This is a genomic window from Planktothrix rubescens CCAP 1459/22 (genome assembly GCA_904830895.1).
GTDB classification, from domain to species: Bacteria; Cyanobacteriota; Cyanobacteriia; order Cyanobacteriales; family Microcoleaceae; genus Planktothrix; species Planktothrix agardhii.
In genome coordinates this window covers 750,762-767,373 of sequence record LR882958.1, presented here as the reverse complement: position 1 = coordinate 767,373, position 16,612 = coordinate 750,762, and the positions used below count along the sequence as shown (strand labels likewise).

15 protein-coding genes and 1 pseudogene are annotated in these 16,612 nt (G+C 39.4%); 5 read left to right on the top strand and 11 right to left on the bottom strand.

The annotated features are described in order from the left end of the window. Positions 1-18: 18 nt before the first annotated feature. On the top strand, positions 19-843 hold the full coding sequence (locus NMG86_RS03755) for a family 1 glycosylhydrolase (RefSeq protein ID WP_420884300.1): 825 nt from the start codon (positions 19-21) through the stop codon (positions 841-843). Between the two features lie 157 nt (positions 844-1,000). On the opposite strand, the gene NMG86_RS03750 is transcribed toward NMG86_RS03755, so the two are convergent. Together NMG86_RS03750 and NMG86_RS03745 are read right to left on the bottom strand one after the other, a co-directional pair. Then, on the bottom strand, positions 1,001-2,305 hold the full coding sequence (locus NMG86_RS03750) for a hypothetical protein (RefSeq protein WP_026795791.1): 1,305 nt from the start codon (positions 2,303-2,305) through the stop codon (positions 1,001-1,003). A 6-nt stretch (positions 2,306-2,311) separates the two neighbouring features. Continuing rightward, positions 2,312-5,872 carry a protein kinase domain-containing protein gene (locus NMG86_RS03745; RefSeq protein ID WP_052338623.1) on the bottom strand — a complete coding sequence of 1,187 codons (3,561 nt, stop codon included), beginning with the start codon at positions 5,870-5,872 and terminating at the stop codon, positions 2,312-2,314. 142 nt (positions 5,873-6,014) lie between these two features. Between NMG86_RS03745 and NMG86_RS03740 the strand changes: the two genes are divergently transcribed. Together NMG86_RS03740 and NMG86_RS03735 are read left to right on the top strand one after the other, a co-directional pair. Beyond that, entirely contained in the window at positions 6,015-6,386 is a 372-nt protein-coding gene (locus tag NMG86_RS03740) for a cupin domain-containing protein (protein ID WP_026795790.1), read from the top strand. Positions 6,387-6,394: 8 nt separating this feature from the next. Beyond that, positions 6,395-6,493 (top strand): annotated as a pseudogene (locus NMG86_RS03735) (cobaltochelatase subunit CobN); the annotation flags it as partial. Positions 6,494-6,573: 80 nt separating this feature from the next. Here the strand turns inward: NMG86_RS03735 and proC are convergent. The 9 genes from proC to sppA form a co-directional block, all read right to left on the bottom strand. Further along, positions 6,574-7,386: a pyrroline-5-carboxylate reductase gene (proC, locus tag NMG86_RS03730; protein ID WP_026797041.1), complete on the bottom strand. Its 813-nt coding sequence runs from the start codon at positions 7,384-7,386 to the stop codon at positions 6,574-6,576. A gap of 114 nt (positions 7,387-7,500) precedes the next feature. After that, positions 7,501-8,109 carry a cell division protein SepF gene (locus tag NMG86_RS03725; protein WP_026795788.1) on the bottom strand — a complete coding sequence of 203 codons (609 nt, stop codon included), beginning with the start codon at positions 8,107-8,109 and terminating at the stop codon, positions 7,501-7,503. Positions 8,110-8,385: 276 nt separating this feature from the next. Further along, a complete protein-coding gene (locus tag NMG86_RS03720) occupies positions 8,386-9,057 on the bottom strand; it encodes a YggS family pyridoxal phosphate-dependent enzyme (RefSeq protein WP_026788720.1) in 672 nt (223 codons plus the stop codon). Positions 9,058-9,087: 30 nt separating this feature from the next. Next, positions 9,088-9,357, bottom strand: a complete 270-nt coding sequence (pipX, locus tag NMG86_RS03715; protein WP_026788719.1) for a transcriptional coactivator PipX — start codon at positions 9,355-9,357, stop codon at positions 9,088-9,090. 101 nt (positions 9,358-9,458) lie between these two features. Further along, positions 9,459-10,364, bottom strand: coding sequence for an energy-coupling factor transporter transmembrane component T family protein (locus NMG86_RS03710; protein ID WP_026797040.1), 906 nt, complete (start codon positions 10,362-10,364; stop codon positions 9,459-9,461). Positions 10,365-10,419: 55 nt separating this feature from the next. Continuing rightward, positions 10,420-11,841, bottom strand: coding sequence for an AMIN domain-containing protein (locus NMG86_RS03705; RefSeq protein WP_081694440.1), 1,422 nt, complete (start codon positions 11,839-11,841; stop codon positions 10,420-10,422). Between the two features lie 177 nt (positions 11,842-12,018). Further along, on the bottom strand, positions 12,019-12,369 hold the full coding sequence (locus tag NMG86_RS03700; protein WP_026795786.1) for a HepT-like ribonuclease domain-containing protein: 351 nt from the start codon (positions 12,367-12,369) through the stop codon (positions 12,019-12,021). After that, positions 12,359-12,649: a nucleotidyltransferase family protein gene (locus tag NMG86_RS03695; RefSeq protein ID WP_026788716.1), complete on the bottom strand. Its 291-nt coding sequence runs from the start codon at positions 12,647-12,649 to the stop codon at positions 12,359-12,361. Before NMG86_RS03695 ends, NMG86_RS03700 begins: the two co-directional genes overlap by 11 nt. Before the next feature lie 83 nt (positions 12,650-12,732). Then, a complete protein-coding gene (gene sppA / locus NMG86_RS03690) occupies positions 12,733-13,551 on the bottom strand; it encodes a signal peptide peptidase SppA (protein ID WP_026788715.1) in 819 nt (272 codons plus the stop codon). A gap of 78 nt (positions 13,552-13,629) precedes the next feature. On the opposite strand from sppA, the gene NMG86_RS03685 reads away from it, so the two are divergent. Both NMG86_RS03685 and treZ read left to right on the top strand, forming a co-directional pair. Beyond that, positions 13,630-14,721 (top strand): DMT family transporter, encoded by a 1,092-nt coding sequence (locus tag NMG86_RS03685; RefSeq protein WP_026788714.1) that lies wholly within the window; start codon positions 13,630-13,632, stop codon positions 14,719-14,721. 18 nt (positions 14,722-14,739) lie between these two features. Further along, positions 14,740-16,560 (top strand): malto-oligosyltrehalose trehalohydrolase, encoded by a 1,821-nt coding sequence (gene treZ / locus NMG86_RS03680; protein ID WP_026797039.1) that lies wholly within the window; start codon positions 14,740-14,742, stop codon positions 16,558-16,560. Positions 16,561-16,612: the final 52 nt, after the last annotated feature.

Here is a 16,612-nt window from a genome sequence, read left to right as displayed (position 1 = left end):
TATGGCTGGAACAAACCTATGGTGACTTTAAACACCTATTGTAGTGATTTATATTGGTCAGAAAAAGTAATTTGGGATTTGTTGGGCGCACAGGAAAAAGAAATAAAACCCAAGGAAATCAGAGATTATGCTTATGCTCAAGCTAAACATTTAGAAACCTCTTTGCGTCGAGCTTCTTTACCCTTTAAAAAAGATATTCCCTATCAATTGGGACGGTTAACTCGTTGGACGGGAAATTGGGTTGGTCATCGAACTTTTGATCTTAAACATTTAGACTATTATTGGCAAGAATTAATGTTATCTCCTCGCCCAAAGGTTTATGATTATCTAGCAATTGATTATTATGATCCTTTTATTGCCCATACCTTCCGTTTACCGTCTTTTTCTGATTTTGAATTTAAAACTAAAGGGTTAAGAAATTGGTTAATGACGGGAATTACGAGTAAATGGTGGGACTGGCGAGCGCTCCCAGAAGGATTATCTTTTTTCTGTAAATATTATGCTCAGGAATATAACCTTCCAATTTTAATTGCTGAAAATGGCATGGCGTTACGTCGAAAACCGGATAATAGTATCGCCACTCATCGCTCTGACCAACTGCATCGCAGCCAATTTTTAGAAGCTCATGTTCGTCAAATTCAACAATTATTAAAGGAAAATATTCCGATTTTAGGTTATATGCACTGGTCATTAACGGATAATTATGAATGGGGGTCTTATACGCCCAGATTTGGGTTATTTAGTATTAATTTTAATCGGGGTACAGAAAGGGAAATTGAGGATCATTTAGGCGATCGCCCTTCGGAAACTTATGCTAAATTGATTAGAGAGATGCAATCCTAAAATTAGGGTGATTCCCTCGTTTCTAATACTCTGAACTTATGCTAATATCAGGCTCCGCTTCCATATTAGGAATGAAAAATAAATAACTTGCACAATTAAACCCTAGAAACCTTGATCTACTGTAAACTATTGCTCAATTAGTCACCTTATTTATTTTTCATTCCTTATGTTTCAGTCGAGGAATCTGTTGGCTACTATAACTTAAAGGGTAGTCAACTGTTCCTGTTTTTGGCTTTTGCCACCAAGAAGGCGGTTTACTATAAGAAATTGACATGGTTTTACCATCAGGAGAAACCTTATAAATCCATTGACGATCTTCACAAATTGAAGTTTCTAGTCCAGGAACTTTCTCCGGCCATTTGCCTTGTTTTGCAGCAATTTCCTTTACTTGTATAATCTTGAGTGTTAGTTCCCAATTAATTAATCTTCTGAATAATTTTGGCCATTGATTTGTTAATAATGATTCCTCACCTTTCATCAAATTCCATGATGCTAGAGGTTGTTCATATTGTTTTTTAAATTTCTCAGAATCAAAATCACAAAAATTTTTATTAGGGATAGATTGAAAAAATAAATGTCTTTTTCTAAAAAGATCAATCGCTGAAAACGTTCCGTAAGGTTTATGGAATAAATAAATAAATTGAGCAAAAATATTTTGGGAATTTTGGGATTGGTTATCATCTTTATTGATAAGTTTAAAGTAAATTGACAAATTAGATAAACTATTATATGCAGCCCATACTTCCATCTCATTACTGATCGAAAAAGAGTTATAGTAATCCTGATTCAATAACTGATTAATGCGATCTTGCCATTCAGGAGGTACATAATCGAGCTTACGAAATAAACCAATCAAATAAGAATCTATAATTATAGAAACAAGTTGAGCAATTAATGTGGGTTGTTTTCTAATGGATTCTCGGATTCTCCAACTGAGTTCTAAATTATCTAAAACTTCTTGAATTTGACCTGAACGGATTTTATCTAAACTATCTAAAGCTAAAAATTGTTGTAAATTAGCAAAGAACAAAAAGCTAGGTAAAGGAGTTGCCCGAGTCTGATTCAAATAGATTTCAGTACCCCACTGAGGAGGATCACTCGTTAAAATTTGATGGCGAATTGCCGTTACTTTAGGCTCAAAATCAGTTAAAATATGATGTATTTTTTGAGGAGTAATATCAATAGTTTTTAACTGATTTTCTAGTTGATGTTCTAAATATAACTTTATTGCTTCCCTATCATTTAACCTGTTAAAAAAATTAATAGATCTTAATTTTTCGAGTTTTAAAGCTGATTGATTGGTTTTTACTATTTCAATTTTTTTTTCAAAGAAATTATCCCAATATTGATCGATAGGTTGCTTTTGCTGTTGAGCATAAATATTTCCCCCAATGACCCAAAGTAAGGCAATAGAGATTAACGTTATATTTAAAATAATTAATAATCTGGTTGTGTTTTTCATGTTGAATTAACGATTTAATTGAGCAAAATGTTCTAAGAGTAAGCGATGAATAAAAATATAGCTCCCTCCAATTTTTTGTAAAAATATCCAGCCGACGGCGGCATCTAAAAATTTAGCATAATTCCAAGGAATAGATCGATTTAAACAGAGAATACACCGCAGAATAAAATGTTTAATAGCTGCGCCACCTCCTCCTATTAATCCGACTAAGATTCCTAATGTAATTCCGTTTAAAATTGGCAAGTAAAAACCTGAAATTTTAGCAACAATTTCTAAAAATATTATAGAAACAACGCTTAAAATAACTGCATTTTTAAGCGATTGAAAAATTCCTTGATTCGGGATAGTCCTATTTTCAATAGTTGTACCCATTAATCCTCCTAAAATTCCTCCGATGATTCCTCCAATGATTTCAAAAATTAAGCTAAAAACTATAATATTAATTAACATAAAAACAAAAAGAACAATAGGCTGTTCTGCCAGTTTAAAAGAAAAAGTTGGTATTGATTCATCAATACTATTATAGGTCATTGTAAAAGCAAAATTTAAAAGCGTAATAAAGGTATAAGTTATGCCAATGAAAGCTCCAATCCCTAATCCCCAAAATAAGCTTTTAGTCAAACTTTTTTTAGCCTGATTCCATGACCATTTTAACGTCTCTGTAGGAACAATTTTATCATTAATCAACTGTAAATTAATCAGTCCAATTAATCCGCCAGACAAACCGCCAATCAGTCCAAAATCCATAGAATTTTGTGAAATGATCATCCACAATATAAATTGAGTGAATCCATTAATTAAGATTAATAGAATAGCTCCGATTGAATTTGACAATCTTTTCCTCAGTAAAATAAAAATTGTTCCCAATATATAACCATTCAATAATCCCAAAAATAAACCATCAAAAATAATTATAATAGAATCATTGGAAATCTGAATCGTGTCTCGAAATAAAGTTACAACACTGGATAAAATAACTTGAAATAAAACACATAAAATTAGATTAAATATTAAATACACTAAGCTAGTATAGATATCTTTTTGCCAACTTTTATCTAACCAAGTTAACTGTAAAGATTCGATTGAAAAGACGGTTTGGGAGTGTTTTACCATATTTTTAGCCAACCAACTTAAGTAATGAATAACTTTTTCCTGAGAATAGCGTTTGTTTACACGGCGACGTAAGAACATCCGTTTAATATAAGTATCAAATAAATGGGTTCTTCTGCCTTCAATGGTACTAAATTCTAAAAAATCTGAAGGTAAAATTCCTGAATAAGCTAGGGTGATGATACTCAACATTAAGGGAGATTTGGTTAATTCTTGTAAAATAAGATCGGTTTTTAATGCCTCTTTTACTGTGGTAAGTTCTGAACCTGCACGATTAAAATAGTCTTGAATTTGATCGACAGTTAAGGGTTGTAAACAAATAGCCGTTTGTAATTTGAGGCGAGTTTTGAGTGCTTGATAATCGCCAATACGACTACAAACAACAATTTCATGATCCCCATTTTTTTGCAAAAATTGGTTTAAGGCGATCGCACAGTTTTCTCGATTTTCTAAACTAACTTCATCTAATCCATCTAATAATAACAATAATTGATTCGACTCAATTAGCCGTTTTGCCAAGGTTTTAGACACTTGATATTGAGTATTCAATTCGGAAATTAACCAATCAGTGATCGCTTGTTTTCCACCTTTCCAAGAAGATAAATTAAACACCACAGGAATTAACTGATTAATATCTTGTTCAGCGTGTTCAATTAAATCTTTCGCCAATTCTAATAAAGTTGTGGTTTTTCCTGATCCCGGTTCTCCTAAAATTAAAAGTGATCGTCCTTCTCCCAATTCTAAAAACTTTTGACTCACTTTTGTTCCTTGGGATAAACGCTGTTGATGATCATCAGGAGTTCCCCATAAAATATCCCAAGGTCTTTCAACCAAATCTAAACGAAATTCTAAACCTAATTCTATAATTGCTCGACCATATAAGGATGTTTCTAAAACTCCTTTTACCCAAAAATTCTTAACTTTATTAAGTAAAATATGTCGATCTCGATTATTTTGAGATGTCGATTTAAGGAAAGATTGATTTACAGGTTTAACTGGGATTTTTACTGGAGTTTGAATTGAAAATGAAGTCGGTAATATTAAATAACTTGGCATAGGTTCAGAAATATTTTTTAATTCTAATTCTCCTAAATAACGAATAGGAACGTTTAAATTATGTTTGACCACATCATAAACAACTTGAGAAATACAAATTCCCCCAGGTTGAGCTTTTCCTTCTAAACGTGCAGCAATATTAACTCCATTTCCCATGACATCTTGATCTTGAATGAAAACATCCCCTAAATGGATGCCAATTCGATGTAATAAAACCTCATTTTCTGGTAAGTTTTGTGCGGTTTTTGCTAAATATTCTTGAATTTCAATTGCACAGTTAACCGCTTGAATTGCACTAGAAAAATACATTAATAATCCATCCCCTGTAGATTTAATTACAAATCCATTAAACTCCTGACATAATGTTCTCATTCGGTGCAAATCACGACGGATTAAAGTTAGAGTCACCACTTCATCTTTAGACATTCTGGCACTAAATTCAACGGCATCCGTAAAAACAATAGTTGCTAGAGTTTGACGATTATTTAACTCAGAGGGGAAATATTCTAATTCTTCTCTGATTTTGTTGGGTAGAAACGAAGATTTAACCGAAGGAGTGGGATCTATTAATCCAGATAAGTCTTGTAAAACTTCTGTTACAGTTTGATAGCGATCGCGAAAATCATAACGCACCATTTTATCTAAAATATCATATAAAAGCGGAAGTTGAGTTTGAGTATTATTTTTTAACAGCAGGGATCTCCACTGAATTTCATGAGTTTGGGGATTTTCAGGAAGTTGATGGGGTAATACTCCTGTTAATGCTTGAATTGCTAACATCCCTACCGCGTAAATATCACTACAGAATCGAGGTTTACCCTGGGTTTGTTCTGGTGGCATATAACCCGAAGTTCCAATAGCAATACTAGAGGGGATTACTGCTTCAGAATTAGCAGTTTCAAGCATAATTTTTTTGACCGCACCAAAATCAATTAAAACCAGCTTTTGATCTTGATTGCGACGCATTAAATTAGAGGGTTTAATATCTCGGTGAATCACGTTATGATCATGGACAAAATCGAGAATTTTCAACAGATCTTGGAGGAGATTAATAACTTTGATTTCATCGCCATAGGATTCAGAGATCAATTCCTGACGTAAATCCCAACCATCAATAAATTCTTGCACTAAATAAAACTCATTATTTTCTTCAAAGTGGGCTAATAAACGAGGAATTTGAGAATGTTCTCCTAACAGATAAAGGGTTTGAGCTTCTGTTTCAAATAAACGACGAGCAGTATTTAAAATGCCAGGTTTGGAAGACTGAGGTTTGAGTTGCTTAACAACACATTGGGGATGTCCTGGTAAATCTAAATCTTTCGCTAGGTAGGTTTCGCCAAATCCCCCACTCGCAATGGAATAGATGATTTTATAACGGTTGCGAAGAACTGTGTTAAGCATACAAACCCTGTCAAAACTTAAGAACTCGTTTTTCTAGTCTTGATTGTGGCAAATTTGTATTGATCTGTCACCTCAAATTATGATACAATCGGTCAAAATTTGTATAAATTATGAAATCTTAAACTTTCGTCATACAATCACTATGCCAGATTTTATTGAACAGCCGAGTCGGATTACGGCGGCGGGAAATAAACCCAAATTAATTGATGAATATATTGGACGAGTTAATAGTCAAACGGACACGGCAAGTGTTGCCTATATGCGTTCTCCGGGGGGATGGATGGAACCAGGACAACGACCTGAATTTGATGAATTTACAGTCGTTTTAAAAGGATTATTGCGAGTCGAATATGAAGGCGGTCAAATGGATATTCAAGCCGGACAAGCAGTGATTACTAATAAAGGGGAATGGGTGCGTTATAGTACGCCGACCGAAGATGGTGCGGAATATATGGCAGTTTGTCTTCCTGCTTTTTCTCCCAATATTGTACATCGGGATCAGGATCGGGATTAACTTTATTTTTGAATTATCATGCCCCGGATTGAGAACCCACACCGGATTATTTGGCGTTTTATTATTGGTTGCGATCGCAATTTCAAGCCGATGCTATTATTCATTTAGTATTCATTTAGGAAAACAGGGGAGTTTGGAATAGTTGCCCGGTTCACGCCTCATTCAGCCCTAAAGGGCTTACTACATTCTAACTTCCTAACTCTTTTGACCGTTGAGTTGCAGCTTTTACGGCCTCAATTAATGCCGAACGAAATCCGGCTTTTTCCAGTTGACAAACCCCAGCAATTGTTGTTCCCCCCGGACTGGTAACACGGTCTTTTAATTCGGCCGGATGTAACTTTGATTCCGATAGGAGTTGGGCCGTTCCTAATACCGTTGATAATGCTAATTGGGAAGCAATAGCTCTAGGCAGTCCAGAGGCGACGCCACCATCGGCTAAGGCTTCAATTAAAATCGCCACATAAGCGGGGCCAGAACCCGATAATCCGGTGACGGCATCCATCAACGTCTCTGCCACCTCTACCACGTCCCCAACGGCCTGAAAAATGCCTCTGGTGATATCTAAATGGGAGGGTTGTACCAATTTTCCAGAGGCGATCGCACTGATCCCCGCCCCCACAGTCGCCGGAGTATTGGGCATAATTCTAATTACAGGATGGTGAGGAAAAGCGGCTTCTAATTTATTTAAGGTAACTCCCGCTAAAATAGACAAAATAACGGTATTTTTTGATAGGGTTTCAGCCTCGGCTAATTCGGTTGCGATCGCGCTAAAAATTTGGGGTTTAATGGCTAATAAAAGGGCCGCTGTCGCCTGGGTTGTTTGTTTATTATTATCTGCGATCGCCACACCATAATGTTGGGCTAAGTAATTACGACGCTCTAATTGTGGGTCACTAATAATAATTTCAGCAGGTTGATAAATCTTAGCAGAAATTAGGCGGGATATAATAGCTTCTGCCATCACCCCGCCACCAATTACACCTAATTTAAACATAAATATTTAATGAGGGAATTACGAATTACGAATTACGAATAGGTTATGGGTAAAAAAAAATAATGGAAAGTTTTTTTTAGTTGCAGAGACGTTTAAATTAACGCCTCTACATCGGTTAATTTACTGAATAGCCTGGGTTCTTTCAGGCTGCCAGGGGGGGGCTACTGGGTTGCTTGTGCGGGGGGTGCGGGCTTGGGGGATGCCTTCGTGGACAACGCCAGCACCTGGGGTTCTGACCTGAACGCAACTAGGAGTAAACAGGAAAATGCTTTCTCCGATCCGTTCTTGGTGGCCATCGAGGGCAAAAGTTCCACCCGCGACGAAATCAACGGCTCTTTGGGCCTGATCAGGATCCATTAAAGTTAAATTTAGAACTACAGATTTGCGTTCTTTCAGGGCGCGAATAGCCGTAGGCATTTCTTCAAAGGTGCGGGGTTCCATCACCACTACTTCAGAAATTCCATTCAGAGCGCCGGGCATTCCGATAACATTACTCATTGTTGATCCGATTCCAACTTCAGACATTACACCAGTATTAATAGATCCAACAGACCGTTGTGAACGACGAGACACCCGGGGGTCTTCTGCCGCCACAGCCGGGGCAGGTTGTTCTTGCGGGGGGGGATAGTTACCCTGGTAACGATTCCCCTCCGCTTCATCGTATTCGTAATCGTAGTCTACAGAGTCATTGAACCCTACAAAATCTTTTAGTCTATTAAAAATGTTCACGGTCTATTCTCCATCACTGACGATTTTAGAATTTCAACTCAACTTCCAGTTTAGAGGGGTTGAGGGTCTAGGTTATATTGAATTTGTGTAAGACTCGCCTATTTTACTTGGGACGAGGTACTTGGCATTCCTCAGAGTCTCGTACTCTCCTCTAATATTGCTGTGAAGCAATTCTGGAAACAGTAGGGGGCAACTCCATGAATACCGAGCAATCGGGGCTAGACAGGAGAATCCCACGCGGTTCACCCGTGGGAGTGTCAATCTGAATTGTTGTATTTAACTCCTCCTTTGACCAAAAATTATCCGTCCTAGTCGAATCATGGTAGCACCTTTTTGAACTGCTAGAGAATAATCTTCCGACATTCCCATTGATAATTCCTGCATCCTAATATTAGTCCAATTCTGTTGTCGAATGGTTTCTGCTAATTCCCGGGTGCGTTCAAAAACATCCAGGGTTTCGGACTCGGTTAACCCCAAGGGGGGAATAGTCATTAAGCCTTGAATTTTGAGGTGCTGACAGTCGTTTAAGTGGGGTAATTCTGCCAAAAGTTCGGGGATAGTCCAACCAAACTTATTAGGATCGGGGATAATTTTAACTTGAAGACAAACTTGGGGCTGACATCCTAATTCCCCGGCTAGATGATCTAAACGTAAAGCCAACTTTAGACTATCTACCGATTGAATCCATTGAAACAGTTGTAATGCTTTTGTGGCTTTATTGGTTTGCAAATTACCGATTAAATGCCAAGTAATATCGCTAAGATCTTGTAACTGAGGATATTTTTCCGACGCTTCTTGAACTCGATTTTCTGCAAAATCTCGAATTCCAGCTTGATAAGCGACCCGCATGGCTTCAACGGAAACTGTTTTTGTTACCGCAATTAACCGCACCGACTCAGGAATAGAGCCTCGAATTTTAGCAATCTGTTCGGTGATCCAATCAGTCATGTTAAGTAATTTGGCCGTTGGTGGTTTTAGCTAAAGAAACGTATTACGATGGACTTCTTGGAGTTTTTTATATTCCTCGCCCTGTCCGGTGCGGCGGAGCATTCTGAGACGAATTTCCAGCAAAAGTTTGGCATCAGAACGACTAATGGGTTCAAATTTTAATCCTGGTGGCCCCTGAGTCACTAAAAAAAATAGGCGCTGGGCGTAAAGGGTTGTGAATAATTCTTGATGATCCTCAACTGAGCATATTTTGAACAATAACCCAAAGTTGGGATGATTCATGTAAGTTTCTGTGGTCATTCAATTTCACAACTAACAAATAATGGCTTGATTTAGGATACAGAACTATTTTAGGTTGATTGGGTAAACTTTGTCCGGGTGTAGGCAAGGGATCAACCCTTTCAAATTGCTCCTCCCCAAATTAACCGGATACTCCAGAATACCACTAGACCAATCAGGGCGACTCCATCCCAAGCTTTAAAGCGAAGTTGATGCCATTCTACCCGATGTTGATCTGGACTGGTGAACCCTCGAACCTGCATAGCGTTGGCAATTTGTTCGGCACGTAATAATAGGTTTTGTAAAAGCCGTTCCGCCAAGGTTAACCAGACCTGGGTAGTTCCTCGTAGTCCTAGTTTTTTCCAATTAATGGCACGGGTTCTGACAGAACGAATTAAATTTTGAATTTCCTCTAAAACTAAGGGAAAAAATCGTAGGGATAAAGTCAGGGTTAAGGCTATTTCTGTAACGGGTAATTTTAAACGTCTTAAAGGTTCCATGAGGCTTTCTAAAGCCATGGCAATTTCTTCAGAAGCGGTGGTTAATAAATATAGATTTGTACTATAAACCAGGGTAAATAATAGGGTACTTGTCCTGATCGCTAAATCGACGGAATAGCGAGTAATTTCTATTGGCCCTTGGGAAAATAAGACATATCTATAGGAAGTGGGTTGAGGTAAGGGTTCTGTTGATCCTGATTGATTAAAGGTTAATTCCTGTTCAGGAAGTCGAGGTTGATGGTTGATCGCCAAACCATCGGGCATAATACAACTTAACAGAAAGAGTAACCCACAAAACATTAGTAACCAGCCCATTTGTCGCTTCCAAACCCGCAGAGGAATTCGCGCCAATAGGGTGATTAAAATTAATAACCCAACTAAGACTAATCGCCACTCCGGGTTAGCTAATAAAGGAGCTACTAAAAAGCTCATTAACCAAATAAACTTAACCCGGGCATCAAGACGATGTAACCCAGTAATCGGTTGTTCTAAATATAGTCCAATGGGAAGCGATCGGAGTAAGTCCATATAGGAAAGCAAGGGGGACAGGGGAGGGGAATTTAGGGTTTTATCCCCAATTAACCTATTGATTGACTAGAAAGAAATTAGGAGTTGTCAAATCTTGGGTTAACTGAATAGAAATGATTTGACCAGGTTGTAAAGTCGTGGGTGAGGGAGAAGTCCCAATCCCAATTCCGGCCCCAGCAATTGCACCGACTAAAGCCCCAACTCCGGTAAAACCACTAATTAAAAACCCGGCTAAACTCCCCGCACCCGTACCAATTCCTACCCGTTCAGGACGGACTTCTAATGACCCTGGAATCCAGTTCGATTGACCTTGAATTGGGATACTACGACCGTCTAAATTAATTGCTTGAGCAATAAACCGACTACCTTTTGTCGTGGTTTCAAATTCTCCGACAATCGGCGTATCTGGCGGCACAATATAATTGCCCAAACTATCAACAATTCCTCCCTGTAATAACAACACATCCTGACGTTCAGAACGGCGGGTTAAACGCACCTGATCTTCCGTGGGATAAAGTAGGGTTAAATCGGTTCCGGTCGGAAGCAGAATCGCCGGAGCACGAGGATTAAGATAGGATTGCCGCTGTCCTGGGGGCAAAGGTTGACCAAAGGGAACCGCTTGGGGTAGGGATGCTGTCCCACTGTATTGAGGATTGGGGGCCGCCGCAAACCCCTGTGATACCTGAATAGGAGGGCGATAGGCGGTGGTTTGAGGAGGTGGGGGAACGGTGGGGAACAGTTGGGCTTGGCGAGGTTGACTCACCGGAACCCGCACCACATCTAAACTCGAATCTCTGGTCGGTTGGGGGTTGGGTAAAACCGTTTGTCGGGGGTCGTATTGACGGACAGAATATTGAGGAGGTTTTTGGGGTGCGGTCGGTTTAACAGTGGCAGTGGTTTGAGTAGCGGTGGCAGTTCGAGTGGGGGAAGGAGTTGGAGTCGTTTGGGGTTGGGCGGTCGCCACGCTATTCGGAGGAGTTACAGGGGGTTCGGGGGGTAGGGTTTGTAGGGTAGGACGCAAGACCCAGAGGTTATCAATCCCAATTTGCCGTAAATCGAGGGTTTGGGGGTCAATGGTGATACCGGGGGTGAACTCTACCACTAATTGAGCCTGTTGCGGTTTAGTTTGAATTAAACTGACTTGACTAACAACGCCTGTCTCATAGCGTTCGGTAATATTCACTTTAACTTCCGTATTTGGAAGGTCTAGGATTAGGCGCGGGGGAAGGTTATAAACCGATAATTGGGGCTGATTCCCTGGCGGCAGTTCGACCTCGACAATTCCCGTATTGGGATCAATTTTCCAATCTACAACGCTGGCGGCTTGTGTGGTTAAGGGATGGGCCGTTGCTAGGGCTAGACAGGTGAATATACTAGAGGTTCGCAACAGCATACTCCCATACAATGCGGTGACGTCCGAGGCGACGCAGGTTTGTACCGTGTGCTTAAATTTTTGTTTGAAGTTTTGCGCTTGCATGGTTTCTGCGTGAAAACTCTAGTTTATTGATGTTTTATTAGCACATTTAAGGGCAGAATGCAAGTGTTAAAGTAATTCAATCTCACCGAAACCCTGATAAAACTGATATAAAAAGGGATGTATTGTTGAAAGACGGGATTGAGTTAAAATAGCGATCGTTCTCCCTTTTTTATAATGTTATTCATCCCTAAACTCTGCCTCTAAAATTCGCTCTACTATTATTAGTAATGGGGGTATTTTAGTTTCCACAATATCCCAGACAATCTCATCTTCAATGCTAAAATAAGCGTGAGCTAAAATATCACGTAATCCAGCTATTTTTCGCCATTCAACCTCTGAATACTTTAAACGAATTTCCTGGGGAATATTTTTAACTGCTTCCCCAATAATCTGCAAATTACGCACAACCGCATCATAAGTACGCTCATCAGCTTGGAAATCCTCAAAGCTCATTCCTTGTGTGTACCGTCTGACTTTGACTCCAGAAGTGAGGATATCCTCCAAATAGAGGCGAATACTACGCGACATAAATGGCTTCCTGTTCTACAGTAGAGCGAATCAGAGGTTTAAGCGATCGCTGACTTACCAAGTCTACCCGCGTTTCTAGTAAATCTTCGAGGTAGAATTTTACATCCATATAACGGTCAAATGTAACTGAACCCTCAAACTCTACTAAAATATCCACATCACTATCAGGTCTAGCTTCATCCCTGGCAACAGAACCGAATATTGCCAACAACTTGACTCCCAAGTCTTTTAGTACCATCCGATGCTGCGCCAAAATACTGAGAACCTCATCCCGCTTCATAATTCACCCTACCGTCACAACAATTTTAAGTGTTAAAGTCGTTATATAGATGGAATCCCCGCCCGTTCACGGCGGGGCGGATGTCAAGGTCGATACATCCACAGGGGTAAACCACTGGTAGATAACTCAAATTCTAGCCAACGGTTAGCCGCAATAATGCTATTTGGAGTTAAACTATTACCTGTAAATCGACTCACAAAAGGTTTGGGTTTTTCAAAGGTGAAACACTCGGTTTTTTTGGGATCTAGTTTAACTAATTCCGCCGCCCAACACCGGGCATCTTCTTCCGTTCCTAAACGGTCTACTATTCCCAATTCCACCGCCTGTTGTCCGGTAAAAATTCGACCATCGGCAAAACTCCTCACGGTGTCATGACTCAAGTTTCGAGACTCAGCAACAGTTTGCACAAATTGTTGATAACTGGTATCAATTAATTCCTGTAAAATATGTTGTTCGGGTTCAGTTAATTCTCGATCAAAAGATAAAATATCTTTATAAGGCCCGGATTTAATCACCTTAAAAGATATGCCAATTTTTTCTAATAACCGTTCTATATTATTACCTCGTAAAATTACTCCAATACTTCCGGTAATCGTACCTGGGTTTGCCATAATATGTTCGGCTCCCATGCCAATATACACACCCCCGGAGGCAGAAATATTCCCGAAACTCGCCACAATTTTGACTTTTTTCTGTAACCGTTTCAGGGCGCTATAAATCTCTTGGGAGTCGCCAACGGTTCCCCCAGGGCTATCAATTCTCAAGAGTAGGGCGGGAAATTTCCGTTCTTCCACGGTTTTTAGGTCTTCCAACACCCGTTTGCGGGTCTCTGAACCAATGGCACCATTAATTTCTATGCGGGCGATTTGTTTGCGGTAGCTGGGTTTAAATGGCCAAATCATGGTTAATGACAAAACTATATTAAGTCCATAATATTGTATAAACTCCTTAATAAAAGTACATACTCAATGGAGAACCGAATGCAGCAGCCGGAAACCCAGGCTAAATTACCCTTTCAACCCCTATTGTTAATTGCCCCCTTCTTCTTTTGGGGGACGGCGATGGTGGCGATGAAGGGACTCCTACCCCATACCACACCGTTTTTTATGGCGGGAGTTCGGTTAGTCCCCGCAGGGGTTTTGGTAATATTGGCGGGGATATTGTCGGGGCGTCCGCAACCGAAGGGCTGGCAAGCATGGCTATGGATATCAATTTTTGGGTTAGTGGATGCTACCTTATTTCAAGGATTTTTAGCCCAAGGGTTAGTTAGAACCGGGGCCGGGTTAGGATCGGTGATGATCGACTCCCAACCCCTAGCCGTGGCAATTTTATCTTTATGGTTATTTCAAGAAACCATTGGATTTTGGGGATGGTTAGGGTTAGCTATTGGCATTATGGGAATTAGTTTTATTGGTTTACCCGATGATTGGATTTTAGGGTTATTTAATGCGGAATTATTAGTGAATTCTATTGATATTTCTCAATTGTTTAATAGTGGGCAATTATTAATGTTATTAGCCGCGCTATCAATGGCAACTGGAACTGTATTAGTCCGGTGGGTTTGTCGCTATGCTGATCCGGTTGTCGGCACTGGATGGCACATGATTATTGGGGGTTTACCTTTATTTGGGTTATCGGCTATTTCAGAAACTCAACAGTGGCAAAATATTGATCTTTCCGGTTGGGTGGCTATGGGTTATTCTACCATATTTGGCAGTGCCATATCCTACGGATTATTTTTCTATTTTGCATCTAGTGGAAGTCTGACTAGCTTGAGTTCTTTGACGTTTCTGACCCCAGTTTTTGCCCTCTTATTTGGAAATTTCTTTTTACAAGAAGTCCTCAGTCCGTTACAATCAATGGGAGTCGGCTTAACATTAGTAAGTATCTATTTGGTGAATCAACGGGAAACCTTGGCTGAAAAGTTTAAAATCAAAGGTTCTCAGGATTTTACCCCATCTCAACCAGAAGCCAATTTATTACAACCAGCAGAGGCAAATTCCCTGGAGTTACCTGTAAAAATCAACCAGGTAGAAACAAGTAAAAACCCATCTCTACACCCTGAACTGTAATTTACCCCAAAATTTCTTATGAAAATCGGTGCAAATTATTTAGGAAACAATTGCTGTGAATTTAAAGTTTGGTCGCCCTTGCGTGAAAGCGTTGCTGTTAAGATTATATCCCCGGAAGAACGGTTAATTGATTTAGAATTTGATCAACAGGGATACGGTCGTGCAACGGTTGAAAATATCCCCCCAGGAAGCCGTTATTTTTATCAATTAGATCGAAAATTTAACCATCCCGATCCAGCATCCTATTCCCAACCGGATGGAGTTCATCAAGCCTCGGAAGTGATTGATCAAAATTGCTTTATTTGGCAGGATAACAACTGGAAAAGTATTTCCTTAGATGAATTAATTGTTTATGAACTGCACGTTGGAACCTTTACCCCAGAGGGAACATTTACCGCAATTATTCCTCGAATTTCGGAGTTATTAGAGTTAGGAATTAATGCGATTGAATTAATGCCTATTAGTCAGTTTCCAGGCTATCGCAATTGGGGTTATGATGGTACTTATCTCTATGCTCCTCAGAATTGTTATGGCGGGGTAGAAGGGTTAAAACAGTTGGTCAATGCTTGCCATCAACAAGGCATGGCGGTGATTTTAGATGTGGTTTATAATCACTTTGGCCCAGAAGGAAATTATATCGCACAATTCGGCCCCTATTTTACTGAAAGGTATCAAACTCCTTGGGGTTCAGCGATTAATTATGATCAAGCCTATTGTCAGGGTGTGAGGAATTTTATTATTGAAAATGCCCTCTATTGGTTACGGGATTTCCATATTGATGCGTTAAGATTGGATGCGGCTGATAATATTTTTGATCTCGGTGCTAAACATATTTTACAGGAATTAGCTGAACAAGTCAATCAACTTTCTCAACAGCAAGGAAGGAAGTTTTATTTGATGGCTGAAACGGATTTAAACGATGGTAAATTAATCCGTTCAAAAGCCGTAGGAGGTTATGGTTTAGATGGGCAGTGGTGTGATGATTTTCACCATGCTATTCATACGGTATTAACGGGTGAAAATATCGGGTATTATCAAGATTATGGTCGCTGCGAACAGTTAGCAAAATCCTATAGAGAAAGCTTTGTTTATACCTGGGATTATTCTCAGAATCGAAAACGCTTTCATGGGGAGTCGGTGGCCGATTGTCCCCCCCATCAATTCTTAGTTTGTAGTCAAAATCATGACCAAATTGGCAACCGTTTATTAGGGGAAAGATTAACAGCTTTAATCTCCTATGAAGGGTTAAAATTAGCCGCCGCAACGGTATTATTATCGCCCTATATTCCCCTATTATTTATGGGGGAAGAATATGGGGAACCTGCACCTTTTCAATATTTTATTAGTCACTCCGATCAGGATTTAATTGAAGGGGTGCGAAAGGGAAGAAAAGCGGAATTTGAGGCCTTTCATCTAGCGGGTGATTCTCCAGACCCTCAAAGTCAAGAAACTTTTAATCAATGTAAGTTAAATTGGCAATTAAAACGGCAAGGAAAACATCAAGTATTATGGGAATTATATCAAATATTGATCCGATTGAGGCGGAATATTCCCGCGTTGAAATTACGCGATCGCACCCATCAAGAAGTTCACTGTATTGAGGAAGATAAATTATTAGTCTTCCGGCGTTGGTTTGAAGATCATCAGGTTTTATGTCTGCTTAATTTCAGCAAAAATCCGGTTTCCTACAGTCCTAATTTAATCGGTAAAACTTGGCAAAAACGTTTAGATTCTAACGATAAAAAATGGCTAGGTTCAGGATCAAATTTACCTGAAACATTAACTAATTCTTCCGAATTAACCTTAGTTCCAGAAAGTTTTGTCCTGTATGAAACTTAATTGTTATTTGGTTTAATGAATTCCAACGAGATATCTGTCTATTAAGTAGGTG

What these genes read in the sequence shown, in the direction of transcription:
- NMG86_RS03755 (WP_420884300.1), top strand. Translation starts at nt 19, where the DNA reads ATGGTGACTTTAAACACCTATTGTAGTGATTTATATTGGTCAGAAAAA.
- NMG86_RS03750 (WP_026795791.1), bottom strand. Translation starts at nt 2,305, where the DNA reads ATGAAAAACACAACCAGATTATTAATTATTTTAAATATAACGTTAATC.
- NMG86_RS03745 (WP_052338623.1), bottom strand. Translation starts at nt 5,872, where the DNA reads ATGCTTAACACAGTTCTTCGCAACCGTTATAAAATCATCTATTCCATT.
- NMG86_RS03740 (WP_026795790.1), top strand. Translation starts at nt 6,015, where the DNA reads ATGCCAGATTTTATTGAACAGCCGAGTCGGATTACGGCGGCGGGAAAT.
- NMG86_RS03720 (WP_026788720.1), bottom strand. Translation starts at nt 9,057, where the DNA reads ATGACTGATTGGATCACCGAACAGATTGCTAAAATTCGAGGCTCTATT.
- pipX (WP_026788719.1), bottom strand. Translation starts at nt 9,357, where the DNA reads ATGACCACAGAAACTTACATGAATCATCCCAACTTTGGGTTATTGTTC.
- NMG86_RS03710 (WP_026797040.1), bottom strand. Translation starts at nt 10,364, where the DNA reads ATGGACTTACTCCGATCGCTTCCCATTGGACTATATTTAGAACAACCG.
- NMG86_RS03705 (WP_081694440.1), bottom strand. Translation starts at nt 11,841, where the DNA reads ATGCAAGCGCAAAACTTCAAACAAAAATTTAAGCACACGGTACAAACC.
- NMG86_RS03700 (WP_026795786.1), bottom strand. Translation starts at nt 12,369, where the DNA reads ATGTCGCGTAGTATTCGCCTCTATTTGGAGGATATCCTCACTTCTGGA.
- NMG86_RS03695 (WP_026788716.1), bottom strand. Translation starts at nt 12,649, where the DNA reads ATGAAGCGGGATGAGGTTCTCAGTATTTTGGCGCAGCATCGGATGGTA.
- sppA (WP_026788715.1), bottom strand. Translation starts at nt 13,551, where the DNA reads ATGATTTGGCCATTTAAACCCAGCTACCGCAAACAAATCGCCCGCATA.
- NMG86_RS03685 (WP_026788714.1), top strand. Translation starts at nt 13,630, where the DNA reads ATGCAGCAGCCGGAAACCCAGGCTAAATTACCCTTTCAACCCCTATTG.
- treZ (WP_026797039.1), top strand. Translation starts at nt 14,740, where the DNA reads ATGAAAATCGGTGCAAATTATTTAGGAAACAATTGCTGTGAATTTAAA.